At 66.6% G+C, this 23593-nt stretch carries 1 protein-coding gene and 1 pseudogene; both read left to right on the top strand.

Going from position 1 to position 23593, the window contains the following annotated elements; all coding sequences use genetic code 11:
• The first annotated feature begins 222 nt into the window (after positions 1-222).
• Positions 223-7800: an amino acid adenylation domain-containing protein gene (locus tag ACQPXH_RS29965; protein ID WP_433599791.1), complete on the top strand. Its 7578-nt coding sequence runs from the start codon at positions 223-225 to the stop codon at positions 7798-7800.
• A gap of 121 nt (positions 7801-7921) precedes the next feature.
• A pseudogene (locus tag ACQPXH_RS29960) lies at positions 7922-23092 on the top strand (amino acid adenylation domain-containing protein); the annotation flags it as partial.
• Between the last annotated feature and the right edge of the window lie 501 nt (positions 23093-23593).

Raw genomic sequence — 23593 nt, 5'->3', positions numbered from 1 at the left:
CATCTGCTATGTGACGTAGTTCACTGCGTTGGGGGGCGTCGCAACATCTACCGTCTGAGACCGATACATAGCTGTCGCGTCTGCGCCGTCTGAGCGGAGGCGTATCAGTGCATGTTCAACGCTTATATGATGACTCGGACCGGTTTGGCCTCCGGCGTAACGATGCCCTTTTGCGGGGTCGGGGGCAGGTCTTAGCTCGACCCGAGAGGTGATTACACCCGAATGGAAACTGCTCGTCGTTCCGCCCGAGGTAGTCGCCGCCGCAGGTCGGGAAGCCCGCTGTTGGCCCAGCTGCTCACTGCCGCAGTGGAATCCGCCGCCACCTCTGTCGCACTCCGCTTCAACCCGACTGGAAACCCGGCTGACCAGCGTGAACTCACCTACCGCGAATTGGATGCCGCCTCCTCGCGGGTCGCGCGCGAGCTGATCGCTCGCGGGATCGGCGCGGGCGATTACGTGGCGATGGGTATTACCCGCTCGGTCGAATCGATCGTCGCGCTGTGGGCGATCGCGAAGACCGGCGCGGCCTATGTGCCGGTCGATCCGAACTATCCGGCGGACCGGATCCACCACATCGTGACCGATTCGGGTGCCGCACATGGTCTGACCACCTCGGCGCATCGCGCCAAGCTCGGGACCTCGGCCTATTGGATCGAATTGGACGATCCGGTGCTGTCGGAGCGGATCGCCGCCCGGCCCGATCACCCGGTCTCCTATGCCGATCGGGTGCGGACGGTCAATGAAAACCATCCGGCCTATGTCATCTACACCTCGGGTTCCACCGGTAAGCCGAAGGGCGTCGCGGTCACCCACACCGGTCTGGCCGGGCTCGCGGCGATCGGCGAGCGCTATCTGATCGACGCGGATTCCCGCGTCTCCCATCTCAGTTCGCCCAGTTTCGACTTCTCGATGATGGAGACGCTGTTCACCTTCTCGGTGGGCGCGACGCTGGCCATCGCGCCGCCGACGGTATTCGGCGGTGTCGAACTCGCGGATCTGCTGCGCCGCGAGCAGGTCACCCATCTGCTGATCACCCCGGGGGCGCTGGAATCGCTGGATACCGCTGGTCTCGATGACCTGCAGATCGTGGTGGCCGGTGGTGATCGGCTACCCGCGGAATTGGTGGCGCGGTGGGCGGATAGCGGCCGATCGGTATTCAATGCGTACGGGCCGAGCGAGGCGACCGTCATGGTCACGAGCACGGAGGCCCTTCAGTCCGGTGAGCCGGTCACCATCGGCTCCGCCATCGCGGGCGTCGGCGCCTTTGTGCTCGACGCGCGGTTGCGGCCGGTGCCCGCCGGCGTCGTCGGTGAGCTCTACGTCTCGGGTGCGGTGCTCGCACAGGGCTATCTCGGTCGACCGGAGCTGACCGCGGAGCGCTTCGTGGCCAGCCCGTTCGGCGCGGAGGTCGACAGCTCGGGATCACGCCTGTACCGCACCGGAGATCTGGTGCGCCGCACCGAAACCGGTGCACTGGAATACCTCGGACGGTCCGATTTCCAGGTCAAGATCCGCGGTCTGCGCATCGAACTCGGCGAGATCGATAACGCGCTCACCGCACATCCGGATGTCGACTTCGCGGCCACACTCGGCAAGACGCTGCCCTCGGGTACCACCGCGTTGGTCGCGTATGTGCTGCCGCGTGAGGGTGTCTCCGTCGATACCGGCGAGCTGGCCGCGCATATCGGAGAATCGTTGCCGGACTACATGATTCCGGCCGCGATCATGGTGTTGGACGAGATCCCGCTGACCCCGGTCGGCAAGCTGGACCGGGCGGCACTGCCCGAACCGGTGTTCGTGGCACGTCAGTTCCGTGCCCCGGCGACACCGGTCGAAGAGACCATCGCCGATGTGTTCGCGGCGGTGCTGCACGGTGGCAGCACGGACACACGCGTCGGCGTCGACGACGATTTCTTCGAACTCGGCGGCAATTCGCTGCTGGCCACCCAGGCCGCCGCGCGCATCGGTTTCGCACTCGGTATCCGAGTGCCGGTGCAGCTGATCTTCGAGGCCTCGACGGTATCCGTACTGGCCGAACGTGTCGGGCAGCACGCGGGTTCGGCCGACGGCCGGGCGCTCACCGCGCAGACCCGTCCCGATCGGATTCCACTGTCGTACGCGCAGCAGCGGATGTGGTTCCTCAACCGTTTCGATACGGCCGGCGCGGTCAATAACATTCCGCTGACGGTGCGGCTGTCGGGGCGCCTGGATGTCGACGCACTGCGGGCGGCGGCGCGCGATCTGATCGAGCGGCACGAGGTGCTGCGGACCATCTATCCGGACATCGATGGTGAGGGATTCCAGGTCGTCCTGCCGGTAACCGATGTGCGGGCGGTGCCGGACCTTCCACTCACCGACGCTGCGGCACATGAACTTCCGGAGCTGATCAGTGCCGAGGTGCTGGCCGGATTCGATGTGACGGTCGCGCCGCCGGTGCGGCTGCGGCTGCTCCAGCTCGGCGAATCCGAGTACGTGCTGGTGTGCGTGGTGCACCACATCGCGGGAGACGGTTTCTCGCTCGGTCCGCTGGCCCGCGATCTGGTGGCGGCGTATTCCGATCGCCTGCGCGGCGGACGGCCCGAATGGCCGCCGCTGACGGTGCAATACGCCGACTACACCATCTGGCAGCGCGCTGCCCTCGGCAGCGAGGACGACCCGGAATCCGTCTTCGCGCAGCAGATCGAATTCTGGCGCGACGAATTGGCCGCGCTGCCGGACCAATTGGATCTGCCCGCGGATCGGCCGCGGCCTGCCACGTCGTCGCACAACGGCGCCGTCGTCGCGTTCGACATCGACGCCGAGATCCACGCTCGACTCAATGATCTTGCACACGAGCACAATTCGACGCTGTTCATGGTCGTGCACGCCGCGCTCGCGGTACTGCTCGCCCGGCTGTCGGGCACCCGCGATATCGCTGTCGGCACCCCGGTCGCCGGTCGCGGTGAGGCGGCGCTGGACGATCTGATCGGCATGTTCGTCAACACCCTGGTGCTGCGGACCGAGATCGAACCCGGCATGACCTTCGACGATCTGCTGCGTACGGTGCGCAAGGTCGACATCGAGGCCTTCGGACACGCCGACGTGCCGTTCGAGCGGCTGGTCGAGCTGCTCGATCCGGTGCGCTCGGCTGCGCGGCATCCGCTGTTCCAGGTGATGCTGGTCTTCCAGAATCTGGCGCGCACCGAACTGGAGCTGCCGGGCCTGAAGGTCGCGGGTGTGGATCACGGGGTAGCGCTGGCCAAGTTCGATCTGCAGCTCGAGATCGCGGAAAACCCTGCGGCGCGAGCGACGGGCCCGGAGGCGGTAGCGGAGCGTAACCACGGAGGGCACCGGGAGCGCCGCGAATCGGACACTGCGGCGCGAGCGACGGGCCCGGAGGCGGTAGCGGAGCGTAACCACGGAGGGCACCGGGAGCGCCGCGAATCGGACACAGCGGCGCGAGCGAAGGGCCCGGAGGCGGTAGCGGAGCGTAACCACGGAGGGCACCGGGAGCGCCGCGAATACACAGCTGCACAGGGCATGTCGGCGACGTTCACCTACGCCACCGATCTCTTCGACGCCGCCACCGTGCAGGACTTCGCCGATCGCTTCCTGCGGGTGCTGTCCGCGGTGGCCGCCGATTCCCATGCGGTGCTCGGCGATATCGATCTACTCGCCCCCGGTGAGCGCGAGCTGGTACTGCACGAATGGAATTCGGCCGGGGCGATGGTGCCCGATGTGACGCTGCTCGATCTCATCCAGGCGCAGGCACGCCGTCGCCCGGATGCGATCGCGGTCCGATTCGGCGATACCGCACTGAGTTTCGGTGAACTGCAGCGGCGCGCGAACCAAGTGGCACGGGCGCTGATGGCGCGCGGTGCGGGGCCGGAAGCTCTGGTCGCCGTTGCCATCGGGCGGTCCGAGGAGTTGCCCGTCGCACTGCTCGGCGTGCTCACCGCGGGTGCGGCGTATCTGCCGATCGACACCACCTACCCGGCGCAGCGGCTCGAGTTCATGCTCGCCGACGCGCAGCCGACCTGTGTGCTGACCACATTCGATCTGCTGGGCGAAATTCCGGCGACGGACACTCCGTTGGTGCTGTTGGACGAGACCGCGGGCTTCGGCGAATCGCCGATCACCGATATCGAGCGTACGTCCCGCCTACGTCCGGACAACCTGGCCTACGTCATCTACACCTCGGGCTCCACGGGTGTACCGAAGGGCGTCGGCGTCGCGCACCGCACTGTGGTGGAGCTGTTCGCCAACACCCAGGTGATGTTCGAATTCGACGATTCCGATGTGTGGACGCTGTTCCACTCCTACGCATTCGACTTCTCGGTGTGGGAACTCTGGTGCGCGCTGGCCAATGGCGGCACCGTGGTCGTGGTCGACTATCTGACCTCGCGTTCGCCGGAACAGTTCCGCGACTTGCTGATTCGCGAACAGGTCACGGTGCTGAGCCAGACGCCGTCGGCGTTCTATCAACTTGCCGAGGCCGATCGCGCCTCACACGCCGGCGACCAGGGCAAATTCGCGCTGCGATATGTCGTATTCGGCGGCGAGGCACTGGATCTGCGTCAGTTGCGGCGCTGGTATGAGCGGCACATCTTCGATGCGCCGTGGCTGGTCAATATGTACGGCATCACCGAAACCACCGTGCACGTGTCGTTCCTGGCACTGGATGAGCAGCTGGCCGAGAATCCGGCCAGCGCGATCGGTCGCGCATTGCCAGGCATGGAGAGCTATGTGCTCGATGACCGGCTGCATCCGGCTCCGGTCGGGGTGGCGGGCGAAATCTATGTCAGCGGTGGGCAGTTGTCCCGCGGCTACCTCGGTCGGCCCGGGTTGGCCGCGACCCGTTTCGTGGCGAATCCGTTCGGTATCCCGGGATCTCGCATGTACCGCAGTGGCGACCTCGGTCGCTGGGCAGGTTTCGCGGGCCACGCGAATCTCGAATACGCCGGGCGCAGTGACCAGCAGGTGCAGTTGCGCGGCTTCCGCATCGAACTCGGTGAGATCGAAGCGGCGCTGCTTGCCCAGCCGTCGGTCAGCCAGGCGGTTGTGCTGGTGTGCTCCGACGAGCATGCCGGTGATCGCCTGGTCGGATACGTTGTGGCCGAGGCTGATTCGCAGGTACTCGGTGCGGAGCTGCGCAATGCGGTCGCCGATTTCCTTACCAGCTACATGGTTCCGGACGCGATCGTCGTACTCGACGCGCTGCCGCTGACTCCCAACGGCAAGCTGGACCGAAAGGTGCTGCCCGCACCGGAATTCGTCAGCAGCGCCACCTACCGCGCCCCGCAGACCCCCATCGAGCAGGCCGTCGCCGGGGTATTCGCCGGACTGCTCGGCGTGCGCGATGTCGGCATGGACGACGATTTCTTCGGCCTCGGCGGTAACTCGCTGCTGGCAACCAGGGCGGTCAGCCGGATCAACGAGGCGTTGGACGCCAATGTCTCGGTGCGCGAACTGTTCGAGGCATCGACCGTCTCGGCGCTGGCCGCGCGGATCGTGCCCGGTTCCTCGACCGGAGCTCGTGCCCCACTGGTCGCGGCGGTGCGCTCGGAGCGGGTGCCGCTGTCGCTTGCGCAGCAGCGCATGTGGGTGCTCAATCAGTTCGATACCGGTTCGGCGGCCTACAACATCCCGCTCGGCATCGGCCTGACCGGTGCGCTCGATGTGCAGGCGCTGCGCGCTGCGGTCGCCGATGTGCTCGAGCGGCACGAGGCGCTGCGCACCCGCTACCCGTCGACGGGTCCCGGCGGGCTGCCGTACCAGGAGATCCTGCCGGTCGCCGAGGCCTGGCCGGGCGGCCTCGCCGTCGAGTCGAACGCCGACCCGATCGTCCGCATTACCGAGCTGATGTCGACCGGATTCGATGTGACCCGTGAGGTTCCGGTGCGCGGCGTACTGCTGCGCGGTGATACCCCGGACCGTCACCTGCTCGCCATGGTGGTGCACCACATTTCGGCCGATGGTGCCTCGATGGCCCCGCTGGCCCGTGACCTGATGCTCGCCTATGCCGCGCGCTGTGCGGGCGACGTCCCGACCTGGACGCCGCTCGAGGTGCAGTACGCCGACTTCGCGATCTGGCAGCGCGAGGTCATCGGCACCGATGACGACGAGGACTCCGTCGCCGCACAGCAATTGGCCTACTGGCGCGACCAACTGGCCGGACTGTCCGGCGCGATCGAGCTACCGCTGGACCGCCCACGCCCTCTGATGCCGTCCATGCGCGGTGCTTCGACGGCCTTCACGCTCTCGCCCGAGGTGCACGCCGGACTGATTCGTATTGCTCGGGAACACAATTCGTCGCTGTTCATGGTCGTGCACGCCGTGCTCGCGGTGCTGCTGGCGCGGCTGTCGGGCAGTTCCGATATCACGATCGGCACCCCCATCGCGGGCCGCGGTGAGCGCGCGCTCGACGATCTGGTCGGGATGTTCGTCAATACCTTGGCGCTGCGCACCACGACCGAATCGGGGACCACCTTCGACGCGCTCGTCGAACATGTTCGCGAGACCGATCTTTCGGCCTTCGGCAATGCCGATATCCCGTTCGAGCGGGTGGTCGAGGTGGTGCTGCCGAACCGCGCGACCTCGCACAATCCGCTGTTCCAGGTGGTGCTGTCCTTCGACAATCTCGAGCAGCCGAAGCTGGAACTGCCGGGTCTGACGGTCGCGGCACTGGATACCGGTGCGGTCGCGGCGAAGTTCGATCTGCAGTTGACCGTCGAGCCACGGCACGGCGCGGACGGCGCACCCGCCGGGCTGATCGCGGTATTCAATTACGCCACAGACCTTTTCGATGCGCTGACGGTGCAGGCATTCGGTCGCAGGCTGACTCGGATCTGCACTGCGGTCGTCGCGGACCCGCAGGTCAGCGTGGGCGATATCGATATCCTCGATGCCGCCGAACGCGATCGCGCACTCGCCGCGCCGGAAACGGTGCTCGAGCCTGCCGCCGATGGCGTACCGGTCACCAGCGGTGCGGCGTTGACCCAGGCGCTGGCCGCCGCGGTGGAGGACGATCCGGACGGGCCCGCGGTGGTTTTCGGTGAGGACGCGGTGTCCTTCCAGGATCTCGACGCGCGGTCCTCGCGACTCGCTCGGGTGCTGATCGCCCGCGGCTGCGGTCCGCGCACCGGTGTCGCGATCCGGCTGGATCGCGGGGTGGACGCGGTGGTCGCCACCTGGGCGGTGCTCAAAGCCGGTGCCGCATTGACGCCGGTGACCGCCCTCGATGGAGCACTGCCCGTCGGCCTGCAGGTCAAGGTCGGAATTACCACCGGCGCATGGCCCGCCGACAGCATCGTCGACTGGCTGGCACTCGACGATCCGGATGTGCTCGCCGAGATCGCCGCCGAATCGCCGCGCCCGGTGACCTATGCCAACCGGACGCAGGCGCTGCGCGGTGAGGATCCGGCCTTCGTGGCCGCGGTTACCTTGTCCTACAACGATATTTCCGTCGCGACCAAGCGGCTGCGGTCGCGCACCGAACTCACCTTCGAGTCCCGGGTGTTCCGGCACGGCCGTGCGGATTCGGCGGCGGCGCTATTGGAAGTGGTCGCGGCCGGAGAGAACGGCGCGTCGGTCGTGGTCACCGCCGGCGACCTGGATAGCGTAACGCTTTCGGCACTGTTGGCCGACGAATGGGTTACACACCTGTTCATCGATCGGGCCGGACTTGCGCCGGTCGAGGTGACGGGGCTGGAGGATCTGCACGCGGTGGTGCTGGATGACGGCGCGCCCGCGCCGGAATTCGGGGCCGTCCCGGTTGTGGTCGACCTCGGTGCGCTATTGGGCGTCCAGGACCCGAGCTGATCTTCCACCCGGGAGATCCGGGTAGTGACGATGAGCGAGGGGAGAAAGTTCCTATGCCGGGATACCGGTCGGTGGGACAGGATCGGGCGCGGCCGCGCGGTATCGGAGGGGGGCCGTTCGCGTGACCCGGCCAGCCCGTAGCCGTCCGGCCCGGGCCCGCCAGTCGCGGGCCACGCTGCCGCTGCTGATGGGCGCCGCGGTCGAGGCGAATCCGGAGGGTGTCGCCGTCGTTTTCGCCGATGCCGGCGCGACCCTGGGACAGCTCGCCTACGCCGAACTCGACGATCGGTCCACCCGCTTGGCCCGGTTGCTGATCGAACGCGGTGTCGGTCCGGAAGATCTTGTGGCCGTTGGTATTCCGCGGTCGCTGGAGTCGGTGGTCGCGGTGTGGGCGGTGGCCAAGTCCGGCGCCGGATTCGTGCCGGTCGACCCCAATTATCCGGCCGAGCGCGTCGCGCACATGGTGACCGATTCCGGTGCGGTGCTGGGGCTCGCGGTCGCCGAGGTGGCGGCGGAGCTGCCGGATCGGGTCGAGTGGCTGGTGATCGATGCACCCGAATTCGCACTGCGCCTGTCGAAATACTCGGGCGGGGCCATCACCAATGCGGACCGGGTTCGCGCGGTGCGGGCGGAGCACTCGGCCTACGTCATCTACACCTCCGGCTCCACCGGCAAGCCGAAGGGTGTTGTCGTCACGCAGGCCGGATTGTCCAGCTTCTGCGATGAACAGCGCGAGCGGTATCGCGTCACGAGCCAGTCGCGCACACTGCATTTCGCGTCGCCGTCCTTCGACGCGTCGGTGCTCGAGCTGCTGCTCGCACTCGGCGGTGCGGCGACCATGGTGGTGGTCTCGCCCGATATCTACGGTGGCGACGAGCTGGCGGCGCTGCTGCGCCGGGAACGGGTGACGCACGCATTCATCACCCCGGCCGCGCTCGCCTCGGTCGATCCGGCGGGGCTCGACGATCTCCGGGTCGTGGTCGCCGGCGGCGAGGCCTGTCCGCCGGATCTGGTGCGGCGCTGGGTATTACCGATCGCCGACGGCCGAACACGTGAGTTCTTCAACGGCTATGGGCCGACCGAGACCACGATCATGACCAATATCAGCTCGCCGATGACACCCGGTGCGGTGGTGACCATCGGCGGTCCGATCCGTGCCATTACCGAATACGTGCTCGACGACCGGCTGAATCAGGTGCCCAACGGCGTGGTCGGTGAACTGTACATCGCGGGTTCGCAGGTGGCGCGTGGCTATCACGATCGACCCGCCCCGACCGCATCGCGTTTCGTGGCGAATCCGTTCGATCCCAGCGGTTCTCGGCTCTACGCCACCGGAGATGTGGTGCGCCGGACATCGGCCGGTGAGATCGAATACCTGGGCCGCAACGACTTCCAGGTCAAGATCCGCGGTTTCCGCATCGAACTCGGTGAGATCGATGCGGTGCTCGGCGCGCACGACAGCGTCGACTTCGTCGTCACCATCGGGCATAAACTCAGTACCGGCGCCACGATTCTCGCGTCCTACGTGCACCCGGCGGGCGACGCGGTTGTCGATACCGACGAACTGACCGCCTTCGCCGAACGCTCACTGCCGGCCCATATGGTTCCGACGACCATTACGGTGCTCGATACGATTCCGCTGACCCCGGTCGGCAAGCTGGATCGCCGGGCGTTGCCCGCACCGGTGCCGGAGACCAAGGAGTACCGGGCGCCGGAGACCGAAATCGAACAGCTCATCGCCGAGGTGCTCGGCGAGGTGCTGGGTATCGAGCGCATCGGTCTCGACGACGACTTCTTCGCACTCGGCGGCGACAGCATCACCTCGATCCAGGTGGTGTCGCGAGCCAGGGCGCGCGGGGTGATCTTCACGCCGCGCGACGTTTTCGAATCGCGCACGGTCGCGGTCCTCGCGCCGCTCGCCACACAGGGAGCACTGGTAGAGACCGGCGCGCAGGGTCCGCTTGTCGAGCTGTCGCAGGCCGATAATGACCGGCTGACAAGGGAATACCCGAAGCTGGCCGAGGTGTGGCCGCTGACCCCGCTGCAGTCGGGCATGCTGTTCCACGCGCAATTGGCCGAGTCTTCGGTCGATGCGTACATGACCCAGTTCATGGTCGATCTCGGCGGCGATGTCGATGCCGATCGACTACGCGCGGCGGCGGTCGCCGTGGTGGGTCGGCATGTGAATCTGCGCGTGGCATTCGCCGAGGATGCCGCGGGCAATCCGGTGCAGGTCGTGCTCGACGAGGTCGAAGTGCCTTGGCGTGCAGTCGATCTCACCGATCGCGCAGATGCCACCGCGGAGTTGCAGCGGATCATGGCCGCCGAGCTGGCCGACCACTTCGATATGCGGACCGCGCCGCTACTGCGGTTCACGCTGATCCGTTCGACCGCCCATGCCTATCACCTGCTGGTGACCAGTCATCACATCCTCATCGACGGCTGGTCGATGCCGCTGCTGACCCAGGACCTGCTGACGCTCTATGTGCTCGGTGGCGATGCGAGCCAGTTGCCGCAGGTCCGCTCCTACCGTGACTATCTGGCCTGGCTCGGTGCGCAGGACCACAGTGCCGCGCGCAAGGCCTGGCGCGAGGTGCTGGACGGCATCACCGAGCCGACACCGCTGGCTTCGGTCGATCCGGCCCGCGAAATCGCCGCGGGCGTAGGCGAAGTCGGCTTCGAACTGTCCGAGGCGGACACCGATGCGTTGAGCCGGTTGGCCGCCGATGCCGGGGTCACCGTCAATACCGTCATCCAGGCGGCCTGGGGTTTGTTGATCGGCCGGAGTGTGGATCGCGACGATGTCGTCTTCGGCGCCACCGTTTCCGGGCGGCCGCCGCAGCTCGACGGCATCGAGACCATGGTCGGGTTGTTCCTCAATGCGATTCCGGTCCGGGTGCGCCTGGATGCGAACGGCACCCTCGCCGGATTGCTGCGGCAGTTGCAGTCCGAACAGGCGGCGCTGCTGGACCACCACTACGTCGGCCTGAGCGAAATCCAGGAAATCGTCGGCGTGGAAGGGCTTTTCGACACGCTGGTGGTGTTCGAATCATTCCCGGTCGATGAGCAGGCGCTGACTGCGGCGGCGGGCGCGCTCGATGGCATGAGCATCGAGGGCGCGGTCGCCGTGAATGGCACGCACTATCCGGTCACCGCGGTGATCGTCCCCGGCGCGCGCATGCACTTCACCCTCAAATACCTGCGCGATGTCTTCGATGAGGCTGCGGCACAGGCACTGGCGCAACGCTTCTCGACACTGATCGGGCGCTTCCTCAGCGATCCGTTCGCCAAGGTCGCCGACGTCGATGCGCTGACCGATACCGATCGCGTCGTACTCGACGCCGTCAATGCCACCGAAGTGGCCGAGCTGCTGGATGATTCGACACTGCTGACGCTGTTCGACGCACAGGTCGCCCGCACCCCGGACACGCCTGCGGTGATCTACGGCGATACCACGCTGAGCTACCGCCAACTCGATGCGCGTTCGCGGGAGCTGGCGGGGGACTTGGTCGGTCGCGGCGTCGGGTCGGAATCGCTGGTTGCGGTGGCGATGCGGCGCAGTATCGAGATGGTCGTCGCGATCTATGGTGTGCTGCGGGCCGGTGCGGCGTATGTGCCGATCGATCCCGACCATCCGGCCGAGCGCAGTGAATATGTGCTGTCCAGTGCGGCTCCGGTGTGTGTGTTGACCACGACCGGGACCGGCTTCGAAACCGAGACCGACACACCGCTGGTCGATGTGGACATTTTCGAGCGACCTGTTCGCTCTGCGACCACCGCCTCGATCTTCGGTGACCTGCCGAGTGTCGCGTCACCGCTTCCCGGCAACACCGCTTATGTCATCTACACCTCCGGCTCGACCGGTCGGCCCAAGGGTGTCGCGATCACGCATCGGCAGATGGCGAACCAATTTCGCTGGGCGCAGCGGAAATATCCGCACGGTCCCGGTGATGTGGTGCTGCACAAGACGCCGATCACCTTCGATATCTCCACCTGGGAGCTGTTGTGGCCCTTGCAGACCGGGGCGACGGTGGTCGTCGCCGAACCGGACGGGCACCGCGATCCCGCGTATCTGGCCCGTGTGATCGACGAATACTCGGTCAGCACGGTGCATTTCGTGCCGTCGATGCTCGACGCATTTCTCGACGGCGCACCTGCGGCGTACCCGTCGTTGCGCCGGGTGTTCGCCGCCGGTGAGGCGCTGTCGGGGGAGACCGCCGCGCGCTTCAACACCGTTGTACCCGACGCGGACCTGTTCAACTGGTATGGCCCCGCCGAGGCGACGGTCGTCACCGCCTGTCCCGCCGAAGCCGATGGGCGCCCGGCGATTGCGATCGGTACCCCGGTCGCCAACACTCGGGTGCATGTGCTCGACCGGCAGTTGCGGCCGGTTCCGGTCGGTACGGTCGGCGAGTTGTATGTCGCCGGTGTGCAATTGGCACGTGGCTATGTGAACGCACCATCGCTGACCGCCGAACGGTTCGTCGCGCACGCCGATGGTGCGCGGCTCTATCGCACCGGCGATGTGGTGCGCTGGGTGCCTCATGCTGGCGGAAACGCCCTGGAATACTTGGGCCGCAGCGACTTCCAGGTCAAGTTGCGTGGTCAGCGCGTCGAACTCGGTGAGATCGAGACCGTGCTGCTCGGTGTGGACGCTGTGCAGCGCGCCGCGGTGGCGCTGGTCCGTGGGAGCGCCGACGATCGGTTGGTCGCGTATGTGGTGGCCGCGCCCGGTGCGCAGATCGATGACGATGCCCTGCTCGACCAGGCACGCGGGGCGCTGCCGTCATATATGGTCCCGTCCGCGATCGTGCATCTGGACGCTTTGCCGCTCAATGCGAGCGGCAAACTCGACCGCAAGGCCCTGCCCACACCGGAGTTCATCGGACGGCCCTACCGGGAACCGTCGACGCCGCTGGAACGTTCCGTCGCCGAGGTATTCGCCGATGTGCTTGGCATCGAGGGCGTGGGTGCGGACGACGACTTCTTCGATCTCGGCGGTAATTCACTGGTCGCGACCCGCGTGGTGGCTCGGCTCGGTGCCACGATCGGCAACCGCGTTCCGGTGCGTGCCGTCTTCGAAGCGCCGACGGTTGCCGCCCTGGCCGCCGCGGTCGCACCCGGCGCGGGTCGGCGTCGCGAGGTGCCGCTGGTGGCCGGTGCGCGGCCGGAGCGGATTCCGCTGTCGCTGGCACAGCAGCGGATGTGGTTCCTCAACCAGTTCGATACCGAATCTGCGGTGAACAATCTGCCGGTCGCGGTCCGGCTGACGGGTGCGCTCGATATCGCCGCGTTGCAGCAGGCCGTTGCCGATCTGGTCGAGCGGCACGAAATTCTGCGCACCGTCTATCCGGCCGACCGCGACGGTATCGCGCATCAGGTGATCGTGCCTGCGGCACAGGCGGTTCCGGACCTGACTCCGCAACAGGTCGCGCCGGATGCGGTGCACGCGAGGATCGTCGAGATCATCGCCGCCGGATTCGATGTCACCGATCAGGTGCCAGTGCGAGGTGCATTGTTCCAGGTCGCACCCGAGAACGAGTACGTGCTCGTTTTCGTGGCCCACCACATCAGCGCGGACGGCTGGTCGATGGGACCGATGACCCGCGACCTCATGCTCGCCTACGCATCGCGCGCGGCCGGTACTCCGCCCGCCTGGCAGCCGCTGCCGGTGCAATACGCGGATTTCAGTCTCTGGCAGCGGGAAGTGCTCGGTTCCGAGGACGATCCGGAAAGCCTGATCACCGCGCAGGCCGAATTCTGGCGCACGACATTGGCCGGTCTGCCCGACGAGCTGAACCTGCCCGCCGATCGGCCACGCCCGACGACGCAGTCGTTCGCCGGTGGCACAGTCGGTTTCACGGTCGACCCGCGGGTGCACCGCAGGCTGCAGGAGATCGGCCGCGCACAGAACGCGACGATCTTCATGGTCGTGCACACCGCACTCGCGATCTTCCTGGCACGTCTGTCGGGCACCGAGGACATCGCCGTGGGCACGCCGATAGCCGGTCGTGGTGCGGCCGAATTGGACGACGTCATCGGCATGTTCGTCAATACGCTGGTGCTGCGGACCCTGGTGCGCGGTGGCGCGACCTTCCCGGAATTGCTCTCGGCGGTGAAGGACGCCGACCTGCGGGCCTTCGCCCATGCCGATATTCCGTTCGAGCGCCTGGTCGATCTGCTGAATCCGGAGCGGTCCACGGCACGGCATCCACTGTTCCAGGTGGCGCTGTCGTTCCAGAATCTGCCCGATAATTCATTCGAGCTGCCCGAATTGCGTGTCGGCGCAGTCGATCTCGATATCGATACCGCGAAATTCGATCTTTCGCTGGCGATTACCGAGCTGCCGGGCACATCCGAGGGCATGTACGCGGTGTTTTCTTTCGCGCGTGACCTGTTCGACGAGTCCACCGTTCGGGTGTTCGCGGATCGGTTCGTCAGGCTGCTCGAGGCGATCACGACCAGGCCGGAGCTGCCGGTGGGTGATCTGCCGCTGCTGGCCGAAACCGAGATGAAATTCCTGACCCGGGTGCATCCGGATCACGTGACGGCCGGTGGGCTCATGCCCGATCTGCTGATGCCCGATCTGCTGATGCCCGATCTGCTCATGCGTGGGCTACGTCGTGGTGCGGAGCGTACTGCTGTCCGCTATCAGGGCGGGTCGATCAGCTATCGCGAACTCGACCAGTACTCGTCGCGGTTGGCCAGGGTACTGATCGATCGCGGCGTTGGTCCGGAAAGCCTGGTAGCGCTGGCTCTGCCACGCTCGTATCAGATGGTGGCCGCCGTGTTGGCGGTGTCGAAGGCCGGTGGCGCACATGTCCCGGTCGACCCGAATTACCCGGTGGATCGGGTGCGGCACATGCTGACCGATTCGGGTGCGCTTGTCGGCCTCACCGCTTCGCAGCATCTGGGTGAGTTGCCGGACGACGTGCGATGGCTTGTGCTGGACGATGCGGAGACGGATGCGCTGTGCGCCGACCGATCCGCCGCAGCGGTCACCGACGCCGACCGGATCATGCCGTTGCGGCCGCACCATGTGGCGTACGTGATCTACACCTCCGGCTCTACCGGTATGCCCAAGGGCGTCGCCGTGACCCACACCGGTCTCGGCGGCCTGATCGACCATTCGGTCGGCCTGTACCGGCTGGAGCCGGAGCATCGGCTGCTGCATATCTGCTCGCCGAGCTTCGACGTGTCGGTGCTGGAATGGCTTGTCGCGCTTTCGGTCGGCGCGACAGTGGTGATCGTCCCTGCGGCGATCATCGGCGGTCCGGAACTGGGTGACCTGCTGCGCAGCGAGCGGGTCACGCATTCGATCATCACCCCGGCGGTGCTGAGCTCGGTGGATCCGATCGGGCTCGAGCAGCTCGAAATGCTCATGGTCTGCGGCGATGCCACGACACCGGAGTTGCTCGGTAAGTGGCAGCCGGGCCGCAGGTACTACAACGGCTACGGTCCGACCGAGGCCACCGTGATCGCCTCCTACGCGACGCTGCGGGCGGGTTCGCCGATCACTATCGGCACACCGGTACACGGCATGTCGGCGCTGGTGCTGGATGCTCGGCTACATCCGGTCCCGCCGGGCGTGGCGGGGGAGCTGTATCTGTCCGGCGGCGCGTTGGCGCGTGGTTATCACAATCGTCGGGGGCTTTCCGCGGAGCGTTTCGTGGCTAATCCCTGGGGCGAGCCTGGAGCGCGGATGTACCGCACCGGTGACGTGGTGCGCTGGTTCGCCGAAGCCGAACTCCGGATGGGCAATGCGGCGCTGCCGTCGATCCCGTGGGCACTCGAATACGTCGGCCGCTCGGACTTCCAGGTGAAGATCCGCGGCTATCGCATCGAACTCGGTGAGATCGATGCCGTGCTCGGCGGGCATGCCGATGTCGAATTCGCGATCACTATGGGCAGGCAGAGCGACGCGGGTGTCACGATCCTGGTGTCCTATGTGCTGCCGGTGTCCGGCCGGGCCATCGAGCCCGGTGTGCTCATCGAGCATGCGGCACGACGCCTGCCGCCGCATATGGTGCCATCCGCGGTCGTCGTGCTCGACGAGATCCCATTGACCCCGGTCGGCAAGTTGGATCGAAAGGCGCTGCCGGAACCGGTCTTCGAGCAGGCTGCCTTCCGTGCGCCGAAGACGCATACCGAACAGATCGTGGCAAGCACGTTCGCGACCGTGTTGCGCATCGGCACGGGCACCGACGACGGCTGCTACCTCGGCTTGGACGACGATTTCTTCGCCCTCGGCGGAAATTCGCTGCTGGCAACGCAATTGGTCGCGCGTCTCGGTGCGGCACTGGAAACCCGGGTACCCGTCCGGTTGCTCTTCGAGGCGTCCACGGTCGCCGAACTCGCGGCCGAGCTCGAACAGCTCGCCGGTACCGGTGCCCGCAAGGCATTGGTGGCAGGCGACCGGCCGCAACATATTCCGCTGTCACTGGCACAGCAGCGGATGTGGTTCCTCAACCGATTCGACACCGAGTCCACGGCTTACAACATCCCGATCGCCGTGCGGCTCACCGGGACCCTCGATGTGGCGGCGCTGCGCCGAGCGGTCGTCGATGTGGTGGAGCGGCACGAAATCCTGCGCACCATCTACCCACAGACCGATGCGGGTGCGGTCCAGCTGATTCTGCCCTCGGATGGTGTCGTGCCGAAACTCGAGGTCCGCGAGGTCGCGCCGAATGAACTCGAATCCGCGGTCGTCGAGCTGACTTCGACGACCTTCGACGTCACCAGCGAGGTGCCGGTCCGGGTCGTGCTGTTCGCTGTCGACAGAGTCGGTGCGGGGGGTTCGGAGATCGGAGCTGGTATCGCCGTGCAGGGCGGTGGGGATGCCGTTGTTGGTGGGGCGGGTTCGGCGGTGGGGGCCGGTGTTGCCGTGCAGGGCGGTGGGGACGCGGTTGTTGGCGGGGTGGGTTCGGCGGTGGCCGGTGTGGCCGTGCAGGGCTCCGCGGACGGCGCCACTGAACACGAATATGTACTCGCCATGGTGGTGCACCACATCTCCGGTGACGGTTCGTCGGTCGCACCGCTGACCCGCGACCTGATGCTCGCGTATGCAGCCCGCTCCGCGAATGCCGCGCCGGGCTGGGCACCACTGCCCGTGCAGTACGCGGACTACAGCATCTGGCAGCGCGAACTGCTCGGCAGCGAGGACGATCCGGAATCACTGGCGGCCGAGCAGGTCGCCTACTGGCGTGACGCACTGGCCGATCTGCCCGAACAGCTGGATCTGCCGTCGGACCGGCCGCGCCCTGCGATGCAGTCCTTCGCGGGCGGTACGGCCGAGGTTCGCATCGATCCCGAAACTCACCGTGCCCTCATCGAATTGGCCCGTGCCGAGGGCGCGACGCTGTTCATGGTCGTGCACACCGCGCTGGCCGTACTGCTGGCGCGGCTCTCGGGCACCGACGACATTGCCATCGGCACACCGATGTCCGGCCGCGGTGAAGCCGCGCTGGATCATCTGATCGGCATGTTCGTCAACACCCTGGTGTTCCGCACCCGGGTGGACGCCGGTGCCACGTTCACCGAGCTGACCGCGCGTCAGCGGGAGGCCGATATCCGGGCCTTCGCGCATGCGGATATCCCGTTCGAGCGGCTGGTCGAGGTGCTCAACCCGGTCCGGTCGACCGCGCGGCATCCGCTTTTCCAGGTCGGGTTGTCGTTCCAGAATCTGGAGCAGTCCAGCCTCGAGCTGCCCGGTCTCACCGTCTCCGGTGTCGGTATCGACATCCAGGTGGCGCAGTTCGATCTCGACCTCATTGTCAGCGATGCCTACGACGCGAACGGCGTGCCCGCCGGTATCACCGGTCAATTCGTCTATGCCAGGGACCTTTTCGATCAGGCGACCGTCGAGGGGTTCGCTGAGCGCCTCAGACGCCTGCTCGACCAGATCATCGCCGCACCGCGCATCCCGGTCGGCGAACTCGACCTGCTGGCCACCGCCGAGCGGGAGCAGATCCTGCTCGACTGGAACCAGACGGCCAGTCCGGTGGCCCCGGAACTATTGCTCGACAGCTATCGCCGAGCGGTCGCGGACCATCCCGACGCGATCGCGGTGGTATACGAGAGAGCAACGCTGACCTATCGGGAATTCGATCAGCGGGTCAACCGTTCGGCGCGGTTGCTGATCGAGCGCGGTGTCGGCACGGAATCCCTGGTCGGCCTGGCGATTCGGCGTTCGGTGGAGCTGGTCGTCGGGATGTATGCGATTGTGACGGCCGGTGGCGCGTATGTGCCGTTGGATCCGGATCATCCGGCGGAGCGGATCGCGCACATTCTGGATACCGCCCAGCCTGTAGCGGTGCTGACCACCACCGCGGATGCGGTTACGGTGCCCGGTGATACGCCGGTGCTGCACCTGGATACGTTGGCACTGGACGGATTCGACGCGAATCCGGTGCGCGCCGACGAACTATTGCGTCCGGTGCGTCCGGAGAACCCGGCCTACGTCATCTTCACCTCGGGTTCGACCGGACGTCCCAAGGGCGTGGCGATTTCGCATGCGGCCATCCACAACCAGACCACGTCGATGCTCGCGGAGTATCCGCTCGGCGTCGGCGATGTGTACCTGCAGAAGACCGCGACCACCTTCGACGTCTCGCTGTGGGGCTATTTCATGCCATTGCGCGCGGGCGCGAAACTGGTGGTCGCCACGCACGACGGCCACCGCGACCCGGCCTATGTCGCGGAAACCATTACTGCACAGAGCGTCACCGTCACCGATTTCGTTCCGTCGATGCTCACCGTTTTCGCCGCGCACACCCCGGCGGGCTCCTGCCCGACGCTGCGGGACATCTTCGTGATCGGCGAAGCGCTGCCGCCGGAAACCGTCGACGCCGTGCGGGCAATGTCGAATGCCCGCGTGCACAACCTATACGGCCCGACCGAGGCCGCGGTCTCGGTGACCTCCTGGGAGGCGCGCGGCGATGACCGCCCCGGCGTCCCGATCGGCCCGCCACAGTGGAACACCCAGGTATACGTACTGGATTCGCGACTGCATCCGGTGCCTGCTGGTGTGGCCGGTGAGCTGTACCTGGCCGGTGACCAGCTGGCCCGCGGTTATGTGCGCCGACCCGATCTGACCTCGGATCGGTTCGTGGCCAACCCCTTCGGCGCCGGCACACGCATGTACCGCACCGGTGACCTGGTCGTCTGGCGCGCGACCGAGTCCGGCGGTGTGCTCGAATACATCGGCCGCACGGACTTCCAGGTCAAGTTCCGCGGCCAGCGCATCGAACTCGGCGAGATCGAAACCGCGCTGCTGGCCGAGGCTTCGGTGAGCCAGGCGGTGGCCGTTGTGCTGCCGTCGACGTTGGGCGACCAGTTGGTCGCGTACGCCGTACCTGCCCTCGGTCACCAGATCGATCAGACCGAACTGCTGGCTGTGATCGCGGGAACTCTTCCGGCATATATGGTTCCGGCCACCATCGTGGCGCTCGACTCACTCCCGCTGAATACCAGCGGCAAGCTGGATCGCAAGGCGCTGCCGGCACCCACCTTCGTCAGCCGCGAATTCCGCGCCCCGGCAACACCGGTCGAGGAAATCGTGGCGGGCGTCTTCGGCGATGTGCTCGGCTTGGAACGAGTCGGCGCCGACGACGATTTCTTCGCACTCGGCGGCAATTCACTGATCGCCACCCAGGTGGTGGCCCGGCTCGGTGTGGCCATCGGCGGCCGGGTGCCGGTGCGCACCCTGTTCGAGGCGTCGACGGTCGGCGGGCTCGCGGTCGCGATCGAGCAGCACGCCGGATTCGGTGGTCGCCGCGCGCTGACCGCCGGTCCGCGCCCGGAACGGATTCCGCTGTCGATGGCACAGCAGCGGATGTGGTTCCTCAACCAGCTCGATCCGTCCTCGGCGGTCGACAATATTCCGGCCGCCGTGCGCCTGACCGGTGCGCTGGATCTGGTTGCGCTGGAGCTGGCCGTCATGGATCTGATCGAACGGCACGAGGTGCTGCGCACCGTTTATCCACAGACCGATGACGGTCCTGTGCAATTGATCGTGCCCGCCGAACAGGCGGTGCCGGATCTGACGCCGGTGCGGGTGAGCGCGGTCGATCTGCCCATGCAGGTCGTCGCCACGGCCTCGGCCGGTTTCGATGTGACGGTCGAGGTTCCGGTGCGGGCCAAGCTCTTCCAGGTCGAGTCGGACGAGCATGTGCTTGTGCTGGTGGCGCATCACATCAGCGCGGACGGCTGGTCCATGGGCCCGCTGACCAGGGATCTGATGATCGCCTACGTATCCCGCTCGGCCGGTTCGCCACCGGCTTGGTCGCCACTTCCGGTGCAGTACGCCGATTTCAGCATCTGGCAGCGTGCGGTGCTGGGTTCGGAAGCCGATCCGGACAGCCTCATCACGGCCCAGGCGAACTACTGGCGCAACGCGCTGGCCGGAATTCCGGACGAGCTGAATCTGCCTACGAATAGGCCGCGTCCGCCGACGCAGTCGTTCCGCGGTGGCCGGGTGGCCTTCACGATCGGCACCGAATTGCACCGTGGCCTGCAGGAACTCGCGCGGGCCGAGAATGCGACCATGTTCATGGTCGTGCACACCGCGCTCGCGGTCTTGCTGGCGCGGTTGTCCGGCGTTGATGACATCGCAATCGGGACCCCGGTCGCCGGTCGCGGTGAGGCCGAACTCGACGATGTGATCGGCATGTTCGTCAATACCCTCGTGCTGCGCAGCGCGGTGTCGCGCGAACTGAGTTTCGGTGCGCTGCTGGCACATACGAAGGATGCGGATCTGCGCGCCTTCGCACATGCGGACATTCCGTTCGAGCGCCTGGTCGACCTGTTGAACCCGGTGCGCTCGACCGCACGGCATCCGCTGTTCCAGGTCATGCTGTCGTTCCAGAATCTGCCGGACAGCTCGTTCGAGCTGCCCGGATTGCGCATCGGTGCGGTCGATCTGGAGATCGATGCCGCGAAATTCGATCTGTCGCTGACCATTCAGGAGGCGGCTCCGAGTGCCGGTATGGTCGCCGAATTGTCCTTCGCCAGGGATCTTTTCGATGACGTCACCGTCCAAGGGTTCGCGGATCGGTTCGTCGGGCTGCTCGAACAGATCATCGCCCGGCCGGACACGCCGGTCGGCGATATCGATCTGCTCAGCGCTACCGAACGGGCCGCGGTGCTGTGGCGGTGGAACGACACCAACCGTGAACTCGCCGCGGTGGGGACACTTGTGGATGAATTCGCCGGGCAGGCCGCGGCGACGCCGGATGCGGTCGCGATCGTCGATCCGGCGGCCGGCTCTTCGTTTACCTACTCCGAATTCGGTGCGCATGCGCACCGGTTGGCGCGGCGGTTGATCGAGGCTGGTGTCGGGCCGGAAAAGCTTGTCGCCCTTGCCCTGCGGCGTTCGGTCGATTTCGTGATCGCGGCCTACGCTGTGCAGGAGGCCGGCGGCGGTTACCTGCCGCTCGACCTCGAGCAGCCCGCGGAGCGGATCGGGCATGTGCTCGAGTCGGCCGCACCGGTGTGCGTTCTGACCAGTTCGCGCGACGACTTCGAGACTGAACTGCCTGCGATTACGATCGATGAGCTGGACCTGTCCGGCTATTCGGAGCAGCCGGTCACCGACACCGAGCGGATTGCGCCGCTGCGGCCGAGCAACCCGGCGTACGTCATCTTCACCTCCGGTTCGACCGGTCGCCCGAAGGGGGTGGCGGTGCCGCATTCCGCAGTGGTGAACCAGATCCGTTGGATCACCGGCGAATACGGCATCGGTGCCGACGACATCGTGCTGTTCAAGACCCCGGCCACGTTCGACGTGTCCGTGTGGGAGCTGTTCGGCCCGTTGTCCACCGGCGGTCGAATCGTCGTGGCCGCCCCGGACGGCCATCGTGACCCGCAGTACCTCGCGGAGGTCATTGCGGCCGAGCGGGTCACCATCACCTCGTTCGTGCCCTCGATGCTGACCGTCTTCGCGGGTGCGGTCGACGGCTGCGCACTGGCATCGCTGCGCACCCTGTTGATCGCCGGTGAGGCATTCAACGCCGACGCGGTGCAGGCCATCCGCAAGGTCAGCTCAGCTGAGCTCTACAACCTGTACGGACCGACCGAATTCGCCGTCCACGCGACGCACAGTCCGGTGGCCGCCGATATCGAGGGCGCGGTACCGATCGGCCTGCCGGTTTGGAATGCCCAAGCGTACCTACTGGATTCGCGGCTGCATCCGGTGCCGTCAGGCGTCGCGGGCGAGTTGTACCTGGCCGGTGCGCAATTGGCCCGCGGCTACGCCGGCCGCACCGACCTGACATCGGATCGCTTCGTCGCCAACCCGTTCGGTGCGCCCGGTTCCCGGATGTACCGCACCGGCGACCTGGTCACCCGCAAGGCCGAGGGTTCGATCGTCTATCTCGGCCGCACCGACTTCCAGGTCAAACTGCGCGGCCTGCGCATCGAACTCGGCGAGGTCGAAACCGCACTCACCGCACACGATTCGGTGGCCCGGGCGGTGGCCTCGGTGCTGTCGGATCAGCTCGTCGCCCATGTCGTAGCCGCGACCACAGTCGATGCCGAGGCATTGCGGGCCCATGTCGCCGAACAGCTGCCGTCCTATATGGTTCCGGCCGCCATCATGGTCCTCGACGCCATGCCGTTGAACCCCAACGGCAAGCTCGATCGCCGCGCCCTGCCCGATCCCGTCTTCGCGGCACGGGAGTTCCGCGCACCGACGACCCCGCTCGAATCGACCGTCGCCGCTGTCTTCGCCGAGGTCATCGGCATCGACCGGGTCGGCATCGATGACGACTTCTTCGGCCTCGGCGGTAATTCGCTGCTGGCCGCCCAGGTCGTCAGCCGACTGCGCAAGGTGACCGGCGCGCAGATCAAGGTCGCCTGGTTCTTCACCGAGCCGACGGTGCTCGGCATATCGAAACAGATCAGCGCTGTGCTCGAGCACGGGCGCGATTTCGACTCCGGCTCCGCGGCCGCACTCGGGGTAATCCTCCCGATCCGGGCCGCAGGCACCAGGCCGCCGCTGTTCTGCGTGCACCCGCTGGCCGGACTGTCATGGTCCTATGCCGGACTGGCCCGGGTCCTCCCGGCCGACCAACCGATCTACGGCATCCAGACGCCCGCGCTCACCGAAGACGACTACCACCCGGGCTCGATGGTCGAGATCGTGCGTCGCTATATCGCCGAGATGCGGGCGGTGCAGCCCGAGGGGCCGTATCGGATCCTCGGTTGGTCGCTCGGCGGCAAGCTGGCCCACGCGGTGGCGACCGAACTGCAGGCCGACGGCGCGCAGGTCGAGCTGCTCGCGATTCTGGACGCCTACCCGGGCGGCGATTTCACCGATTTCCGGAACCAGATCCGCGAGGCCTTCACCGAATCGGGACTGGACGCGGCGGCTCTGCCCGCGGCCGAAAATCTGCGGGAAATTGGTGATGAGGCCGTGGCGGCGCTGCACACCATGGCCATCGGCCAGGGCGTGGACGTGCTCACCCCCGAACGACTGCGGCTGATCTACCGCACGGCCATGCGCACGGTCGAGCTGGAGTCGCAGTACCGGCCAGGGGTATTCGAGGGGACGCTCGAGTTCTTCCGCGCCACGGTCGATGCCGAGGCTCGACCAGATCGCACCCCCGCCGACTGGCAGCCTTTCGTCTCCGATGAGATCATCGATCGGCCGATCGCGTCGACGCACGAGTTGATGACCTCTGCCGAAGCGTTGGCCGAGATCGGTCCCCGGCTCGCTGAGCTGCTCGAAACCCGTGAGCGGTAGCAATCGGCCGGGGAACGCAGGTGGATCGTCGACGGGAACAAGGTGCCAATG

The sequence above is a fragment of the Nocardia sp. CA-135953 genome (assembly GCF_050955735.1).
GTDB lineage: Bacteria > Actinomycetota > Actinomycetes > Mycobacteriales > Mycobacteriaceae > Nocardia.
The sequence above is the reverse complement of the archived record's forward strand: the minus strand, read 5'-3'. Positions and strand labels throughout refer to the sequence as shown.